General features: G+C 73.5%; 12 protein-coding genes and 1 pseudogene. 6 read left to right on the top strand and 7 right to left on the bottom strand.

Annotated elements, in window-relative coordinates; all coding sequences use genetic code 11:
• Positions 1 to 248 precede the first annotated feature (248 nt).
• Together opcA and ABZ318_RS35390 are read right to left on the bottom strand one after the other, a co-directional pair.
• Entirely contained in the window at positions 249 to 1160 is a 912-nt protein-coding gene (gene opcA, locus ABZ318_RS35385; RefSeq protein WP_356906533.1) for a glucose-6-phosphate dehydrogenase assembly protein OpcA, read from the bottom strand.
• 83 nt (positions 1161 to 1243) lie between these two features.
• Entirely contained in the window at positions 1244 to 1789 is a 546-nt protein-coding gene (locus ABZ318_RS35390; RefSeq protein ID WP_356906543.1) for a DoxX family membrane protein, read from the bottom strand.
• Positions 1790 to 1933: 144 nt separating this feature from the next.
• Here ABZ318_RS35390 and ABZ318_RS35395 point away from each other — a divergent pair.
• From ABZ318_RS35395 to ABZ318_RS35410, 4 genes and pseudogenes are all read left to right on the top strand, one after another.
• A pseudogene (locus tag ABZ318_RS35395) lies at positions 1934 to 2695 on the top strand (M20/M25/M40 family metallo-hydrolase); the annotation flags it as partial.
• Positions 2696 to 3461: 766 nt separating this feature from the next.
• Positions 3462 to 4166, top strand: coding sequence for an ABC transporter ATP-binding protein (locus ABZ318_RS35400; protein ID WP_356906534.1), 705 nt, complete (start codon positions 3462 to 3464; stop codon positions 4164 to 4166).
• Positions 4163 to 6424, top strand: coding sequence for an ABC transporter permease (locus ABZ318_RS35405; RefSeq protein WP_356906535.1), 2262 nt, complete (start codon positions 4163 to 4165; stop codon positions 6422 to 6424). The genes ABZ318_RS35400 and ABZ318_RS35405 overlap by 4 nt, the downstream gene beginning before the upstream one ends.
• A 236-nt stretch (positions 6425 to 6660) precedes the next feature.
• Positions 6661 to 7083 (top strand): DUF350 domain-containing protein, encoded by a 423-nt coding sequence (locus tag ABZ318_RS35410; protein ID WP_030694261.1) that lies wholly within the window; start codon positions 6661 to 6663, stop codon positions 7081 to 7083.
• 10 nt (positions 7084 to 7093) lie between these two features.
• Here the strand turns inward: ABZ318_RS35410 and ABZ318_RS35415 are convergent, their stop codons facing one another.
• The 5 genes from ABZ318_RS35415 to ABZ318_RS35435 form a co-directional block, all read right to left on the bottom strand.
• Positions 7094 to 7546, bottom strand: coding sequence for a hypothetical protein (locus ABZ318_RS35415; RefSeq protein ID WP_356906536.1), 453 nt, complete (start codon positions 7544 to 7546; stop codon positions 7094 to 7096).
• A 26-nt stretch (positions 7547 to 7572) separates the two neighbouring features.
• Positions 7573 to 9009 carry a WGR domain-containing protein gene (locus tag ABZ318_RS35420; protein ID WP_356906537.1) on the bottom strand — a complete coding sequence of 479 codons (1437 nt, stop codon included), beginning with the start codon at positions 9007 to 9009 and terminating at the stop codon, positions 7573 to 7575.
• Between the two features lie 299 nt (positions 9010 to 9308).
• Positions 9309 to 10013, bottom strand: coding sequence for an ABC transporter ATP-binding protein (locus tag ABZ318_RS35425; protein ID WP_356906538.1), 705 nt, complete (start codon positions 10011 to 10013; stop codon positions 9309 to 9311).
• A gap of 103 nt (positions 10014 to 10116) precedes the next feature.
• Positions 10117 to 11604, bottom strand: coding sequence for an ABC transporter permease (locus ABZ318_RS35430; protein WP_356906539.1), 1488 nt, complete (start codon positions 11602 to 11604; stop codon positions 10117 to 10119).
• 250 nt (positions 11605 to 11854) lie between these two features.
• Positions 11855 to 13066: an ROK family transcriptional regulator gene (locus ABZ318_RS35435; protein WP_356906540.1), complete on the bottom strand. Its 1212-nt coding sequence runs from the start codon at positions 13064 to 13066 to the stop codon at positions 11855 to 11857.
• Between the two features lie 98 nt (positions 13067 to 13164).
• Here ABZ318_RS35435 and ABZ318_RS35440 point away from each other — a divergent pair, with 98 nt between their 5' ends.
• Together ABZ318_RS35440 and ABZ318_RS35445 are read left to right on the top strand one after the other, a co-directional pair.
• Positions 13165 to 13734 (top strand): helix-turn-helix domain-containing protein, encoded by a 570-nt coding sequence (locus tag ABZ318_RS35440; RefSeq protein ID WP_356906541.1) that lies wholly within the window; start codon positions 13165 to 13167, stop codon positions 13732 to 13734.
• A complete protein-coding gene (locus ABZ318_RS35445; RefSeq protein ID WP_356906542.1) occupies positions 13731 to 14663 on the top strand; it encodes a ketopantoate reductase family protein in 933 nt (310 codons plus the stop codon). The genes ABZ318_RS35440 and ABZ318_RS35445 overlap by 4 nt, the downstream gene beginning before the upstream one ends.
• Positions 14664 to 14687 lie beyond the last annotated feature (24 nt).

A 14687-nucleotide genomic window follows, 5' to 3' on the forward strand; every position in this document is an offset into this window, starting at 1 on the left:
CGGAACGGGTGGGCACAACGGACGGCGCCCCTTGCCGGGCCTAGGCTCCCGCGCCTGAACCCGCACCGGATGCGCGCCGCACACGTGGTGCGGGCCAAGGCGCGGAACGCGGAGGCGCCGCTCAGGGCGCCGTCCCGTGTGCCCACCCGTCCCGCCCCAGCGGGACGATTGCCCACACGGGGGGTGGGCCGGAGGGGCCGCCCCCCCGTGGGTGCGACGCCCGGCACGGGCGGGGCCGGGGCGGCCCGTCAGACGCGGCCGCGCAACGCCGCCGCGTAGGCCTCGTCCGGGTCGAGGCGCCGGAGCTCCTCGGCGATCAGCTCCGCGGTGGTCCGGACCTTCAGAGCGAGGACCCTGCTGGGCTGGCCGGGGATGGCGAGGCGCGCGACCGGCCCCTCGGGCCGGTCGATGCGGATCTCCCCGTCGGGGGTGCCCATGCGGACGGCCGTGACGACGGGGCCGTCGGTGACGACCCGGTCGACGGGGACGCCGAGCCGGACCTCGAACCAGCGAGCCAGGAGTTCGGCGCTGGGGTTCTCCGCCTCGCTCTCGACGGCGGCGGAGGTGACGGTGAGCGGCGCCTGGTCGAGGGCGGCGGCCAGCATCGAACGCCACGGGGTGAGCCGGGTCCAGGCGAGGTCGGTGTCGCCGGGGGCGTACGAGGCGGCGCGCTTCTCCAGGGCGGTGAGGGGGTCCTCGACCGCGTACATGTCGGTGATGCGGCGCTGCGCGAGCGCGCCCAGCGGGTCCCGGGAGGGCACTTCGGGGGCGTCGACGGGCCACCAGACGACGACGGGCGCGTCCGGCAGGAGCAGCGGCAGGACCACGGAGTCGGCGCGGGCGCCGACTTCGCCGTACAGCCGGAGCAGGACCGTCTCACCCGAGCCGGCGTCGGTACCGAGCCGGACCTCGGCGTCGAGCCGCGTCACGTACCGCTCGCGGGGGGTGCGGGCGTGGCGCTTGATGACGACGAGGGTGCGGGAGGGGTGTTCCCGTGAGGCCTCGTTGGCCGCCTTGACGGAGTCGTACGCGTTCTCCTCGTCGGTGACGACGACGAGGGTGAGCACGGCGCCGACGGCGGGGGTGCCGACGGCCCTGCGCCCCTGCAGGATCGCCTTGTTGATCTTGCTGGCGTCGGTGTCCGTCAGATCGATCTTCATGTGCGGCGCCCGTCCCTTCCTTACTGCGGCGAGCCTAACCCTCCCGCGCGACGGACGCGTGCGGGTCCCCTGCGGAAGTTGTCCTACGCCGACTCGGATTCGGCGTCGGGAGCCGGGTCGGGGGACGCCTGTTCCTGGGCGCGGCGGCCGACGACGGCCGCGGCGGCGATCGCCGTGCCGAGGAAGGCGGCGGCCACCACCCACGGGCGGTCGAGGACGTGTTCGGTGACGTGGTCCAGGGAGTAGCGTCCGGCGCCGGTGATGCCGATCCCGGCGGCCGTGAAGCCGAGGAAGGCCGGGTACTCGTAGCCCCCGCCCTGGGCGAAGAAGCCGGCGGGGGCGTGGACGGCGACGGCTCCGGCCATGGCACCCGCCGCGGCGGCGCCGGCCGCCGGGGTGGCGAGGCCGAGCGCGAGGAGGACTCCGCCGCCCGCCTCGCCGAGGCCGGCGGCGATCGCGCTCTGGCGGCCCGGGTTGAAGCCCATGGCCTCCATCGCCTTGGTGGTGCCTTCGAGGCCGCCGCCGCCGAACCAGCCGAGGAGTTTCTGCGTGCCGTGCGCGGCGAGCACGGCACCGGTGCCGACTCTCAGCACCAGCAGTCCGAGATCGCGTCGATTGGGGTGGCCCATGGGGTTCTCCAGGTGCGGGAGGCGGACGCGTACGCCCTCCACCCTCGTCCCGATCGTTCCCTCTCGCCCTCCGGGACCCACTCTGAATGGGCCACTTGAGTCATGTTTTGCGGCTCTTGATCACTGTTGCTTGACTGGGTGGGCATGTCCGCCGAGACCGCAGCCCTGCGGGAAAGGATCCGGACGCTGATGCCCCGGGCGAAGGAGGACCTGACCGCGCTGGAGGCGATGCGCTCCGCCGCCGACCCGCGCCAGTTTCCGCCCGAGGAGTGCGCGAAGACCGCCGCCTTCCTCGTGCGGGCCTTCACGGAGGCCGGGCTCCGGGCACATGCACTGGGTGACCACCCCGGACGGCACGGACGCGGTGGCGGGGCACGCGCCGGGTCCCGAGGGAGCGCCGACGGTGCTGCTCTACTGCCACTACGACGTGCAGCCGCCCCTCGACGACACCGCCTGGCGGACTCCGCCCTTCGAACTCACGGAACGCGACGGACGCTGGTACGGACGCGGCGCCGCCGGCTGCAAGGGCAACATCGTGATGCACCTGACGGCGCTGCGCGCCCTCGGCGGGCCCGAAGGCCGGGGCTTCCCGGTGAACGTCAAGTTCATGGCGGAGGGTTCGGAGGAGCAAGGGATGGGCGGTCTGGAGCAGCTCCTGCCGCTGCGGCCCGAACTGTTCGCCGCCGAGCCGATGCGGGCGTACTGGACGGGGTGTCCCTCGTCGGGACGGGCCCGGTCGCCGACGAGCTGTGGGCCCGGCCCGCCGTCACCGTCCTCGGCACCAACTGCCCGCCAGTGGTGGGCTCCTCGGCCGCCCCGTGGGGCGCCCGGGTGGAGGCGGAGAGCGCCGGGCAGCCCTTCCGGGCGCACACCGACGGCCCCGCCTACCGGGCCCTGGGGGCGTCGGCGTGCCGGGGGGGAAGTCCTCGTACGGGACGCACTCGGGCTTTCGCCCTGTGCGGCGAGAGGGCGTGCCAGGCGTCACGGGGCAGACGGGAAGGTGACGACAGGCCCTGCACCGGTGTCGAGCAACCGAAAGGCCCCCGGGATGACATGACGATCGGAGGGGGGCCTCGCTCGGCAGCCCCGGGAGGGATGTCTGGAAGCCCCTGTCATGGCGGCCTCCACGGCGGCTCGGGAGATCCCGGCCCGGGGGGTGTTGCGGGTGAGCCTGCGGGGAGCGGATGCTGCCGCGCGCGTGGGAGACGTTGCAGCCGGCACACCTCGAACCGGCCGGCACAGCCCCGTGGGTGGTCGACAGCACAACTGGGCGAAGCCGAGATGAGCCGGATCGAAGACGCCCTCTTCCCCGCCGACTCTGCAGAGGTCGCGAGTCACGGTGCCAGAGAGCGACACCCATGGAATGGGCACGGAGATTTGACGCCGTGGAACACCATTCGACCCCGTCCGGGCGCCTTTCTCATTGGCTCGATTTCGCGGCCTTGACCGTTTCTGGATCTCCTGGGGCGACTCGCAGGACACCCCCGGTCGAATTGCATCGTTTTTAAGCCGATCGCCGGCCTGCGCAGCACCCCGGGGTCCCGCCTGTTTCATTGTCGGCGTGGAGCGATGCAAGGAGACAGGGATGGCATTCAAGGGTTCTCGTGCGTCACGTGTTCCTTTCCTGTTTACCGAGAGGTCTACCGAGCAGCCAGCACAGTGAGGACAGCAAGTGGGCGCGGCACACACCACGGAGATCGGACAACCCGTCCTGGAGATCGAGGGGCTGACGCACTCCCTCGGCGCGCGGGAGCTGTTCACCGGCCTTTCCCTGACCCTGCGCGCCGGTGAATCCGTCGCGGTGACCGGTCCGAGCGGATCGGGCAAGAGCACGCTGCTGTCCTGTGTACTGGGTCTGATCAGACCGACAGCGGGGTCGGTGAAGGTGACGGGCACCGACATCGTCGGGCTGCGCCCCGCGCACCTGGCCGCACTGCGCGCCCAGGCGGTCGGCATGGTCTTCCAGTTCGGTGAACTCCTCCCGGAGCTGAGCCCGTTGGACAACGTGATGCTCGCGGCCCTCCTGGCCCGCACCGACCGTCGCGGCGCGCGGGACAGGGCGCAGAAGCTCCTGGGCGACCTCGGCGTACCGCAGGCGGAGACGAGCGAGGAGCTGTCCGGCGGAGAGCGGCAGCGAGCCGCGGTGGCCCGTGCCCTGATCAACGAACCCGCTCTGCTGCTCGCCGACGAACCGACCGGCGCGCTCGACACGGAAACACGCGACCGCACGGCCGAGCTGCTCTTCGGGCTGCCCCGGCGCCACGCGTGCGGGCTGCTCGTGGTGACCCATGATCCGGGCATCGCCGCACGGGCCGACCGCACCCTGCGTCTTGAGGCAGGCACGCTGAAGACGATCTCCTCCGGTGCGTCCGCATGAGGGCCGTGACGCCGAGCGGGGACGCTCCGGAGCTTGCGCGCCGGCTCCTCGCCATCGGGCGCGTGGCGGGCCGGCGCGCCGAGGCGGGAGGCGTGCGCTTCGTCGCTCTGTTCCTCGCGACGCTGGTTCTCGCGCTCAGCCTGGGCAGCCTCGTCGCCGTCCACGCCGTGTACGCGGGCAAGGAGGAGCGCCGGACGGCCAGGACGCCCGTCGCCCCCGACGGGGCCCTGGAGCACGCTGCCGACGTGACGCTGTGGCTCGTGGGGTCCGACTCGCTCGACGGCGAGCGCCGGTTCAGCGTCGTGTACGTGGCTCCCCACAAGGGGAACGCGCCTCTGCCGCCCGGACTGGACCGCTGGCCCGCGCCGGGCGAGGCGGTCCTGTCGCCGGCGCTGCGGAGGGCGGGCGCCGGTGAGGACATCGACCACCGCTACGGCCCCTTGGCCGGCACGATCGGGGAGGAAGGGCTGGACGAGCCCTCCGAATGGCTCGCCTATGTCCGCCCGCGCGACGGACTGCGCCCCGAGCGGCCCAACTCCGTCGTCACCGGGTTCGGTCCGGCGGCGGGGCGAGTGGTGGCCGGCCTGGAGCCGGGCTCGGGCCGGGTGGACGACAAGCCCGAGGGGATGTTCCAGGCGGCGGTCCTCGGCATGCTCGTTCTGCCGGCCGTCGCTCTGCTGGTCGTGGCAGCGCGTACCGGCGCACATGCCCGTGATCGCAGGACCGCGCTCGTCGCCGCACTCGGCGGGCGGCGGCTGGACCGTGCCCTGATCGCCACCGGTGAGGCCGGGCCTCCGGCCGCCCTGGGCGCGGTCGTCGCCGCCGCGGCGGTCACCGCAGCCGTACTGCACGACGTCCGTCTCCCCTACACCGGTTACGTCCTTTCCTCCTCCCACCTTCGCCCCTACGGCTGGGCCGCCGTGCTCGCACCGCTCGCGGCCTTCCTGATCGTCCTGGCGACCGTGGTCCTCGCGGACCTCGCGCCCCGCCGCGGTGCCTCCGGCACCCGGCCGCGCGGCACGTCCCGCACCCCCTGGCTGTCCCGCCTGGCCGTGCTGTGCCCCCTCGCGATCATCCTGGCGGTGCGCGGGCCGGACCTCTTCGCGGCGGACACCGTACTGCGCACGCTCACCAGCTGGGCGGGCATCGCCGGCACGATCCTGACCCTTCCGGCCGCCATCGCGACCATCACCGCCAAGACCGGAAACCTGCTCACCCGCCGGGGACGCTCGCACGGCCTGCCCGGAACGCTCGTAGCGGGCCGGCGTACCAGCGCGCATCCCGGCGGGACGGCCCGGCTCGTCACCGGTGTCTCGATCGCGCTCATCGTGCTCATGCAGGCGATCGCCTGGCAAGGACTGTTCGGGACGCAGGCCACCGAGGCACGGCAAACCCTCGACCGCATCGGCCGCAGCCTCGTCACCGTGGGCGCACGCGGCGACGTGTCGGCATCCGCCATGGCCGCCTTCCTCGCCAAAGCACCGGCGACCGAGGCCGTGCTGCTGGCTCCACCGGCCGGCGGCAAGGAGAAGCACCTGACCCTGTACGGCAACTGCGCCGCCCTGACCTCCCTCCATCTGCCCTGCCCCGCGCACGAGACACGCGTCAACGGGCTCCCGGCGGACCCGAGGCTGCGCGAGCTGATCCGCTGGACCTCTCCCATGGATCCGACGCTGCTGATCCGCCGCACCGATGACCGGAGACTGGCGGAACTCGCCGCTCCCGACGACACGGGGAGGGCCCTCGCCCTTCTGCGACCGGACGGGGAACCTCTGTCCGTCCCAGCGCTCAAACAGTTGTCATACGAGGTGTTTCCCCGCGGAGCGGCCGTCAGGGCGCCAGGGGAGAGCAAGCTCACCGCAGGCGTCCCCAACCGTGACCAGGGCCGCTGGAGCGCACTGTTCGGCATGGTCGGCATCGCGGTGCTCGCCACGACCGCGGGCCTGAGCGCCATGGCGGAGTTCCTGCGCCAGGGCCGCGCACTCGCACCGCTGTCCGTACTCACCGGCGGGCTGCGCGTCTTCCGCACCACCGCGGCGTGGTCGGTCCTCCTCCCGTTGGCGCTCGCCGGAACCGTGGGCACCGCGATCGCGGCCGCCCTCGCGGCGCCGGTGTCCGCCGACGGTGAGTCCTCCATCACCGGAGGTCTGCTGCTGTCGACAGCCGGCGTCGTGCTCGTGGTCGGTCTACTCCTGTGGGTCTGGGCGTCCCGCGTCGCCATCCGACAAGCACGGACGTGGCGCCCCGGTGGAGACTGACCCATCCCGCGGCGGAGTAGCCGACGGTGGGCGCGCCACGGCCGGCACGCCCCCGTGGAGACACCCACGCCGCCAAGCCCTGAAGCCCACGGTCACGGGCCTTCAGGATTCATCGTCTCCGCTCGCCGTCCGCCCGGGCTTCGGGCGGGCGGTGGGCGCGCTTGACCCGTGCGCTACATTTTGCCGGTCCTTGACCACCGATCCCCCGTGATCTCAACCTTCGGAGCCGGCACTTCATGAGCGACATCGTCAACGGCCTCGGCCGGGCCGGCGCCTACGGCGCCCTCGGTGTGGTCCTGCTGATCCTCGGCATCGTGCTCGTGGACCTGCTGACCCCCGGAAAGCTCGGGCGCCAGATCTGGGAGGACCGCAACCGCAACGCCGCGATCCTGCTGAGCTCGGCGCTCCTCGGGATCGGCGGCATCGTCTTCACCTCGATCTGGACGACGTACGACCACTTCGGCAAGGGGCTCGTCTCCACCGCCGCGTTCGGCCTCCTCGGCCTGGTGATGATGGCGGTGGCCTTCCTCGTCGTCGACCTGGTCACGCCGGGGAAGCTCGGTGCCACGCTCGTCGACCCCGAGCCGCACCCGGCGGTCTGGGTGACGGCCTCCTGCAACATCGCGGTCTCGGCGATCGTCTCCGCCTCGATCGCCTGACGGCCGGGGCTCACCGGGCCATGGGCTCCACCTCCAGGAAGCGGCGGCCGCGCGGCCCCTTGTAGAGGAGCGCCTCCCAGCCGAGCCGCGCCAGGACCGGCACGCAGGCACCCAGGGCCTCCGTCTCCTCCCGGGCGGCGCCCGCCCCCGGCGGCCCCAGCCATTCCACCACCGCCGTGTCGGGCCGCTCCCCCGCCCTGACGCGGTATCCGGTGGAGAGCCGGGCCCCGGCGGCGTCCACGGACGAGGGCGTGATCCCGCCGGACTCCAGGGCGAGGGCCACCGCGCGGACCGGTCGTCGGCGCTCCCAGTCCGCGGGCACGATCCTCGGGTCGCCGCCCTGGCGCAGGGTCAGCCGCCTGATCTGGAGCAGCCCGTCGACGGCCGCGCGGATCTCCCTGGAGCGCTGCTCGGCCTCGGCCGGGGGCAGCGGCGGCCCGTCGCCCGTGGCCGCCTCGAACACGCCCGAGCCGCCCCCTCCGCCGGTGGTCACAGGAGCCGCCGGATGTCGCCGCGCACGCGGTAGAACCCGCCCGCCGCCGGGTGCAGGGCGTCCACCACGTACCGCGCACCGGGCTCGCGGATCGCCCGCGGGAACTGCACGTTCCACCCGGGTTCGTATCCCTGCGAGACGACCCGCACCCTGGTCCGGCCCGACTCGGTCACGCACTCCACGACCACCGAACCCGCCGGCGCGTCGCTGACGGCGGTCACGGCGGTCGCGGTCGTGGCCGGCTCGTACACCGGCAGGGCGGCGGCGAGCTTGACGTCCCGCACAACCGGGACCGTGCCCTGCTGCGCGGCCTCGATCGCGGCCTCGCTCGCGTCCACGCAGACCAGCGAACCGTCCGTGGTCACCAGGTAGAGCCGCTCGTCCCGGTACTGCATGGAGAGCGCCGAACCGCCGCCCGTGCCCAGCTTCCACAGCCGGGTGCCGTCCTCCGCGAAGCAGTAGACGGAGGAGGCCGAGTCGGCCGCGAAGACGAACCGGCCGCCGGGCGAGGTGGCGCAGGAGTAGACCGGGCTGTCGCAGGAGTACACCGCCTCCACGCGCCCGTCCTTCTTCGCAAGCCGCTGCACCTTCTTGCGGGACGTGCCCGCGTAGACCGCGGTGTCCTCCTGCCAGCCGAAGAGGACCGCGCCGTCGGTGGCCGTGTGCCACAGCTCGCCGCCGCCGTCCGGCGCGTGGGCCGCGACGCCGCGCGTGTCCCCGTAGTAGACGGCGTCACCGTCGGCGCGGACCATCCAGGCGTGCTCGCCCTGGCCGCCGCGCGCCCACTGGTGCTCGTCCTCGTGGTCGATGACGGTGAGCCGTCCGGAGCGGTCGGCGACGTGCAGGACGCCCTCGTGGATGTCGAGCCAGAAGATGTCGACGTCGGTGGCGATGTCGTAGGCGGCGAAGGGGAGCTTGGACGAGAGGTCGTACACCTTGCCGTCGTCGCAGCCCGCGTAGATCCAGAAGTCGTCGGCGACCAGGCACTTGACGCCGTCCGGCAGGCTGAAGCGGGCCTGCACCTCGCCGCCGCGGTCGAGCGTGAAGACGTCCCCCGCCTGGTTGCCCACCCAGCAGCGCTCCTCGTCGACGTGGATTCCGAAGGCGGCCGAGCCGGTGCGGAAGCGCCAGAGGACGGGGGCGACGGCCCGCGCGGTGGAGGGCGCGGAGGTGACCTCGCGGCGCGTCACGGGGCGTGCGGCGCGCTGCCCCGGGACGGCGGGGGCGTATCCCTTGCGGACCTTCTCACCGATCTTCTTCGCCGCCGCGGCCTGCGCCTTCGCCACCGTCGGGAACGTGGAACGCTGGGTCTGCCCGTCCGATCCGATCCGGCCGTAGCGGACCGACACCGTGAGGTCCTCGACGGTCACTTCGTAGAACTTGTGGGCACCGCCGCCGTCCTGCGACAGCTCCAGATAGGTCGTCGTCGTCATGGTGAGAACGGTAGGGGCCACCACTGACAAAGGCCTGTCGTGGAACCGCGGCCGAGGACCAAGGGCCCTGGCCTTCCGAACATTCACCGCTGTGACCACGGCGCATGAAGATCATCCGACGAGCCGTCACCTCAGGAACGGCCGGAAGGGCCTCATGACCGAGCCACAGAAACGGCCCCCGCCCGTCCGCCCCCGCCGACACACGGACGGCCTACCGATGAACGACCTGTTCCGGTCGGACCCGGCCCGGTCCGCCCGGACCCTGGTGGCCACGGGGTGTCCGTGGAGGGCGAGGGCGCTCAGGTCTCGACGCGGTCCGCCGCCGTCCGCCGGTTCTCCTCGATCGTGATCCGGCCCTTCCGGATCGTGGCCAGACGGGGGGCTCGGCGGGCGACGGCGCTGTCGTGGGTGACCATGACGAAGGTCAGCCCGTGCTCCTCGCAGAGCCCTTCGAGCAGGTCCACGATCTCGTCGCGCATCGACTCGTCGAGGTTGCCGGTGGGTTCGTCGGCGAGGAGCACCTTGGGCCGCTTCACCAGCGCGCGGGCGATGGCCACGCGCTGCTGCTGGCCGCCGGAGAGCTCGGACGGCAGGTGCCCGAGGCGCTCGCCGAGACCGACCGACTCCAGCGCCTCGGCGGCCCGGGTGCGCCGCTCGGCGGTCCTGACCCCGAGGGGGACGAGCGCGGTCTCCACGTTCTCCCGGGCGGTGAGCGTGGGAATGAGGTTGAAGCTCTGGAAGACGAAGCCGATGTTCTGGCCGCGCACGGCCGTCAGACGGCGCTCGGAGAGCGCGGCCAGGTCGGTGCCGTCGAGCAGGACGCGGCCCGAGGTGGGGCGGTCGAGGCCGCCGAGCATCTGGAGGAGGGTCGACTTGCCGCCGCCCGTGGGGCCCTGGATGACCAGCCGGTCTCCCTGGTCGAGGGTGAGGTCGATCCCGGCGAGCGCGTCGACTCTCTGCTGTCCCCGCCGGTACTGCTTGGTGACGCCGGTGAGTTCGTACATGGTGGGACTCCTGTGGTCCGTATCCGTGGTCCGTGGTCCGTGGTTCGTGGGTGGGTTCGGGCGTGTCCGGTGGATCGGGGCGGGACGCGCCCGGGGCGGTCGGCTACTCGACGCGGCGCAGCGCGTCGGCCGGGCGCAGCCGGGAGGCGCGCCAGGCGCCGAAGGCGCCCGCGACGAGCCCGCCGCCGAGGGCGAGGAGGACGGCGAGGCCCACGGTGGTGACGCTGACGGGGGCGGTGAGGGCGATGTCGACCGTCCTGCCGACCGCCGTACGGGCTCCGCCGGGGCCGCCGCCGAAGACCATGACGCCGCCGCGTCCGCCGCCGAACCCGCCGCCGTTCGCGCCGAGTTCGGCGGTGAGGGTCGGGCTCGCGGCGGTGACGGCGTACGCTCCGGCAAGGCCGATCGCGATGCCGAGGACACCGCCGATGACACCGTTGACGAGGGCCTCGCCGACGACCTGGCGGGTGACCCGGCCGCTCTTCCAGCCGAGGGCCTTGAGGGTGCCGAACTCGCGGACGCGGCGGCCGACGGCGGCGGAGGTGAGGAGTCCGGCGACGAGGACGGCGGCGAGCAGCACGGCGTACGAGAGCCACTTGCCGACGTTCGACGCGAGGTCGGCGGCGGTGTCGAGCGAGCCGGAGACCGTCTGCGCGAGGTCGGCGGAGGAGGTGACGGTGGTGCCGGGGACGTTCTTCTGGATAGCGGTCTTGACCGCTTCGATGCGCGTCGAGTCGGTCGCCTTCACGTAGATCGTGGTGATCTTGCCGGCGGAGGAGGAAAGCGTCTGTGCCCGCTCGAGGGGCAGGTAGACCTGGGCGGCGGACTGTCCGCGGTCGGCGGTCGCGATGCCGATGATCTCGAACCCCACGCCCTTGACGGTCAGTTCGTCGCCGACGGAGAGGTCCTTCTCCTGGGCGTAGGCGCTGTCGACGACGGCGACCTCGGCATCGGTCTCGGTGGTCCTGAAGGTGCGGCCCGTGGACACGGTGGAGGTGGTGAGGGGGCCGAGGTCGGGGGCGGTGACGTCGGTGCCGCAGATCGTGAAGGAGTCGACGTCGAAGGCCGCGCCGCCGCCGGTCACGGTGTCGCCGGGGCCGGAACCGCCGCCGTTCGCGCCGCCTTCGCCTCCCGGGCCGCCGGGCCGGGTCTGCTGTGCCTGGCCGCGTTGGATCCGACCGCGCGCGAACTCGCCGTTGATCTTCAGGTTGACGAGGCTCAGGCCGCCCACCGCCCGGTCGACGCCCTGCTGCTTCGCGACCGTGCCGACGGTGGAGTCGGCGAGGGTCTGGAAGCCCTGGACCATCAGCCGGTCGCTGCTCTGTTCCTCGCCGTCCTCTTTGCCCTGGAACTCGAACCGCGGTCGCTGCGGCTGTGCGCCGGCCTCGGGCCGCTCCTGCGCCTTGGTCACCGTCAGGTCCGTACCGAGGCCGTAGAGGGATTCCAGGACCTTGCCCTGGGCCCGGCTCATGCCGGCGGAGACGGAGTTCACGACGATGACCAGCGCGATCCCGAGCGCGAGCCCGGAGGCGACGACGAGCGCCGCCTTTCTGCGACGGCGCAGTTCGCGCCGGAGGTAGGTGAGGAACATGGGCGCGAAGCTAGGGGCGGCGCGTGATGACGGGATAAGGCCCGCGTGAGAGCGGGATGAGAGCGGTCGAGGATTCTCGACGACCGGTCGGTCGGACGCGCGGGGCCTTCGCGTCGGTCGGACGACGCCCAAGGTCTTCACGTCGGTCGGACGTCCGAGGCCTTCGCGTCAGTCAGGCACCCGAGGCCTTCACGTCGGTCAGGCACCCGGGGCCTTCACGTCGGTCAGGCGCCCGAGGCCTTCACGTCGGTCAGGCGCCCGAGGCCTTCGCGTACGCCAGTGGGTCGGACAGGACGTCGTGGAGGACGAGGGCCGCCGCGCCGCGCGACGCGTCGGTGGTGGCGGACGCCGGGCGCAGGCGCTCCGCGTCCGGGGTCCAGAGGCCGGAGACGACGCGGGTGGCGAGCTCCTCGGCGACGGCGGGGGCCAGCCAGGGCATCAGGTGCGGGTAGATGCCGCCCAGGACGACGGCCTCGGGGTCGAGGAGGTTGACGGCCCCCGACACGGCGCGGCCGAGCATCCGGCCGGCGTCGGCGAGGGCGGCGAGGGCGCGTGGTTCCCCGGCCCCGGCACGGCGGGCGAGGTCCGGGACGCCGGTGGCGCCCGCCGAGGCGAGGAGGGCGGCCTGTCCCGCGTACTGCTCCAGGCAGCCGCGTGAGCCGCAGCGGCAGCGCGGGCCTTCGGCGTCGACGACGAGGTGTCCGATCTCGCCGGCGAAGCCGTGGGCGCCGCGCAGGAGTTCGCCGTGGACGACGATCGCGCCGCCGACGCCGATCTCCCCCGTCAGGTGCAGGAAGGTGCGGAGGGGGCCGAGCTCGCCGAACCACAGCTCGGCGAGGGCCGCCATGTTGGCCTCGTTGTCGGAGGTGACGGGGAGGCCGGCGGTGCCGGGGCGCAGGGCGGTGAGCGCCTCGCCGAAGAGGGCCTCGGCGGGGATCTCGTTCCAGCCGAGGTTGGGGGCCTGCCGGACGGTCCCGTCGGAGACGAGTCCGGGGAGGGCGAGTCCGGCGCCGGCCGGGGCGAGGTGCCGTTCGGCCGCGGCGTCCAGGGCGTCCGCGGCGATGCGGGCGGCGCGGGCGAGGACGTCGGCGGCCTCGGCGTCCCGGTTGTCGAGGTGCTCGGTGCGGCGGACGCGGTCGGCGCCGGTCAGGTCGACGACGCAGACCGTGACGTAGTCGACGTTGATCTCGACGCCGAGGCCGGCGGGCCCGGTGTCGGCCGGTTTGAGCACGGTGCCCGGCCGTCCCGCCTGCCCGCTGAAGGTCTTGCCCGACTCGACGAGGAGGCCGAGGTCGAGGAGCTGCTCGACGAGGGAGGAGACGGCGGGCCTGGTGAGCCCGACGCGGGCGGCGACGGCCGCGCGGGTCGTCTCGCCGGCCTCGTGGACGGTCCGCAGGACGAGGCTCAGGTTGTGCCGGCGCACTCCCGACTTGTCGGCCTTGGGTTCCGTGGGCTGGTTCATGGTGAGCGAGAGCCTAGTCGCCCCTTTCACTCGCGTGAAAACGGTTCCCCGCGCGAAAACAGTTCGGTGACCGAACTCTTCTGCGCTAGGCTCCGCCCATGACGCTTCCTCGCGACTACCGGGGTCAGACCTGCGCCCTCGCCCGCTCGATGGAGGTCGTCGGCGAGCGCTGGACGCTGCTGATCCTGCGCGACGCCTTCTACGGGGTCCGCAGGTTCGGCGAGTTCGCCGCGCATCTGGGCGTCCCCCGGGCCGTCCTCACCGACCGGCTCGCCGCCCTCACCGGGGCGGGCGTCCTGGCGCGCCGCCCCGAGACGGGCACGGGCCGCCGCGAGGTCTACGGGCTGACGCCCAAGGGCGTCGCGCTCTGGCCGGCCGTCCGGGCGCTCACCGCCTGGGGCGAGGAGTTCTACGCGGCGGAGGGCGGCCCGCGCCGCGTCTTCCTGCACGCGCGGGACGAGGCGCCGCTCGAACCGGACGGGCGCTGCACCGGCTGCGGCGCGGCCGTGCCCGTCCAGGACGTCCTGGTCGCCCCCGGCCCGGGGCTCGCCGCCCCGGCCCCGGACGACGACCCGGTGACGGCGGCACTCGCCCGGCCGCACCGCCTGCTCACCCCTCTCCTCACGACCGCGCCCCCGGGGCGCCTCACGAAGGGTTCATCCCGATGAAGATCCTGGTCGTCGGCGCCGGTGCCACCGGTGGCTACTTCGGTGCCCTGCTCGCCCGTGCCGGCGAGGACGTCACCTTCCTGGTCCGCCCGGCCCGGGCGGCCGCGCTGCGCGAGCGCGGGCTGCGGGTCGTGGGCCGTGACGAGGAGTGGGCGGTGGAGCCCCGCCTCGTCACGGCCGACGAGCTGCGCGAGCCGTACGACCTCGTCCTGCTGTCGGTGAAGTCCACCGGGCTCGACCGGGCGATCGAGGACGTCGCCCCGGCCGTCGGGCCGGACACGGCGGTCGTACCGCTCCTCAACGGCTTCGCCCACATGGACGCCCTCAACGCCCGCTTCGGCGCGTCGGCCGTCCTCGGCGGCGTGGCCAAGGTGGTGACCACCCTCGACGACTCGGGTGACATCAGGCGGCTCGCGCCGCTGGCCCATCTGGCCTTCGGAGAGCAGGACGGGACGGTCTCCGCGCGCGTGGAGCGGATCCGGAAGGTCCTCGACGGGGCGGGCATCGACGCGCCGGTTCCGGCCGACGTCCTCACGGCGATGTGGCACAAGTGGGTGTTCATCACCACGTTCGGCGCGGTGACGAGCCTGATGCGCGGCACGGTCGGCGAGGTGTACGACGTGCCGGGCGGTCCCGCCCTCGGCCCGGCGCTGCTCGACGAGGCCGCCGCGGTCGCCGCCGCGGCCGGGCACCCCGTACCGGAGGAGGAGCGGGCGGCGACGCTCGCCGTGGTGTCCGCGTCGGGTTCGCCGATGGTGCCGTCGCTCTACCGCGATCTGACGGCGGGCCGTCCGACCGAGGTCGAGCACCTCTTCGGCGACCTGACCGCCCGGGCCCGCGCCCTCGGCGTGGCGACCCCTCTGCTCGACCTGGCGACCCTGCACCTGCGCGTCCACCAGCGCCGGGTCACGGCTGCCGCGGGGGCCTGACGGAAGGATGCCGCCTCCCCCGCG

It is taken from the genome of Streptomyces sp. NPDC006197 (genome assembly GCF_040613865.1).
Classification (GTDB): domain Bacteria; phylum Actinomycetota; class Actinomycetes; order Streptomycetales; family Streptomycetaceae; genus Streptomyces.

What these genes read in the sequence shown, in the direction of transcription:
- opcA (WP_356906533.1), bottom strand. Translation starts at nt 1,160, where the DNA reads ATGAAGATCGATCTGACGGACACCGACGCCAGCAAGATCAACAAGGCG.
- ABZ318_RS35390 (WP_356906543.1), bottom strand. Translation starts at nt 1,789, where the DNA reads ATGGGCCACCCCAATCGACGCGATCTCGGACTGCTGGTGCTGAGAGTC.
- ABZ318_RS35405 (WP_356906535.1), top strand. Translation starts at nt 4,163, where the DNA reads ATGAGGGCCGTGACGCCGAGCGGGGACGCTCCGGAGCTTGCGCGCCGG.
- ABZ318_RS35410 (WP_030694261.1), top strand. Translation starts at nt 6,661, where the DNA reads ATGAGCGACATCGTCAACGGCCTCGGCCGGGCCGGCGCCTACGGCGCC.
- ABZ318_RS35420 (WP_356906537.1), bottom strand. Translation starts at nt 9,009, where the DNA reads ATGACGACGACGACCTATCTGGAGCTGTCGCAGGACGGCGGCGGTGCC.
- ABZ318_RS35425 (WP_356906538.1), bottom strand. Translation starts at nt 10,013, where the DNA reads ATGTACGAACTCACCGGCGTCACCAAGCAGTACCGGCGGGGACAGCAG.
- ABZ318_RS35430 (WP_356906539.1), bottom strand. Translation starts at nt 11,604, where the DNA reads ATGTTCCTCACCTACCTCCGGCGCGAACTGCGCCGTCGCAGAAAGGCG.
- ABZ318_RS35435 (WP_356906540.1), bottom strand. Translation starts at nt 13,066, where the DNA reads ATGAACCAGCCCACGGAACCCAAGGCCGACAAGTCGGGAGTGCGCCGG.
- ABZ318_RS35440 (WP_356906541.1), top strand. Translation starts at nt 13,165, where the DNA reads ATGACGCTTCCTCGCGACTACCGGGGTCAGACCTGCGCCCTCGCCCGC.
- ABZ318_RS35445 (WP_356906542.1), top strand. Translation starts at nt 13,731, where the DNA reads ATGAAGATCCTGGTCGTCGGCGCCGGTGCCACCGGTGGCTACTTCGGT.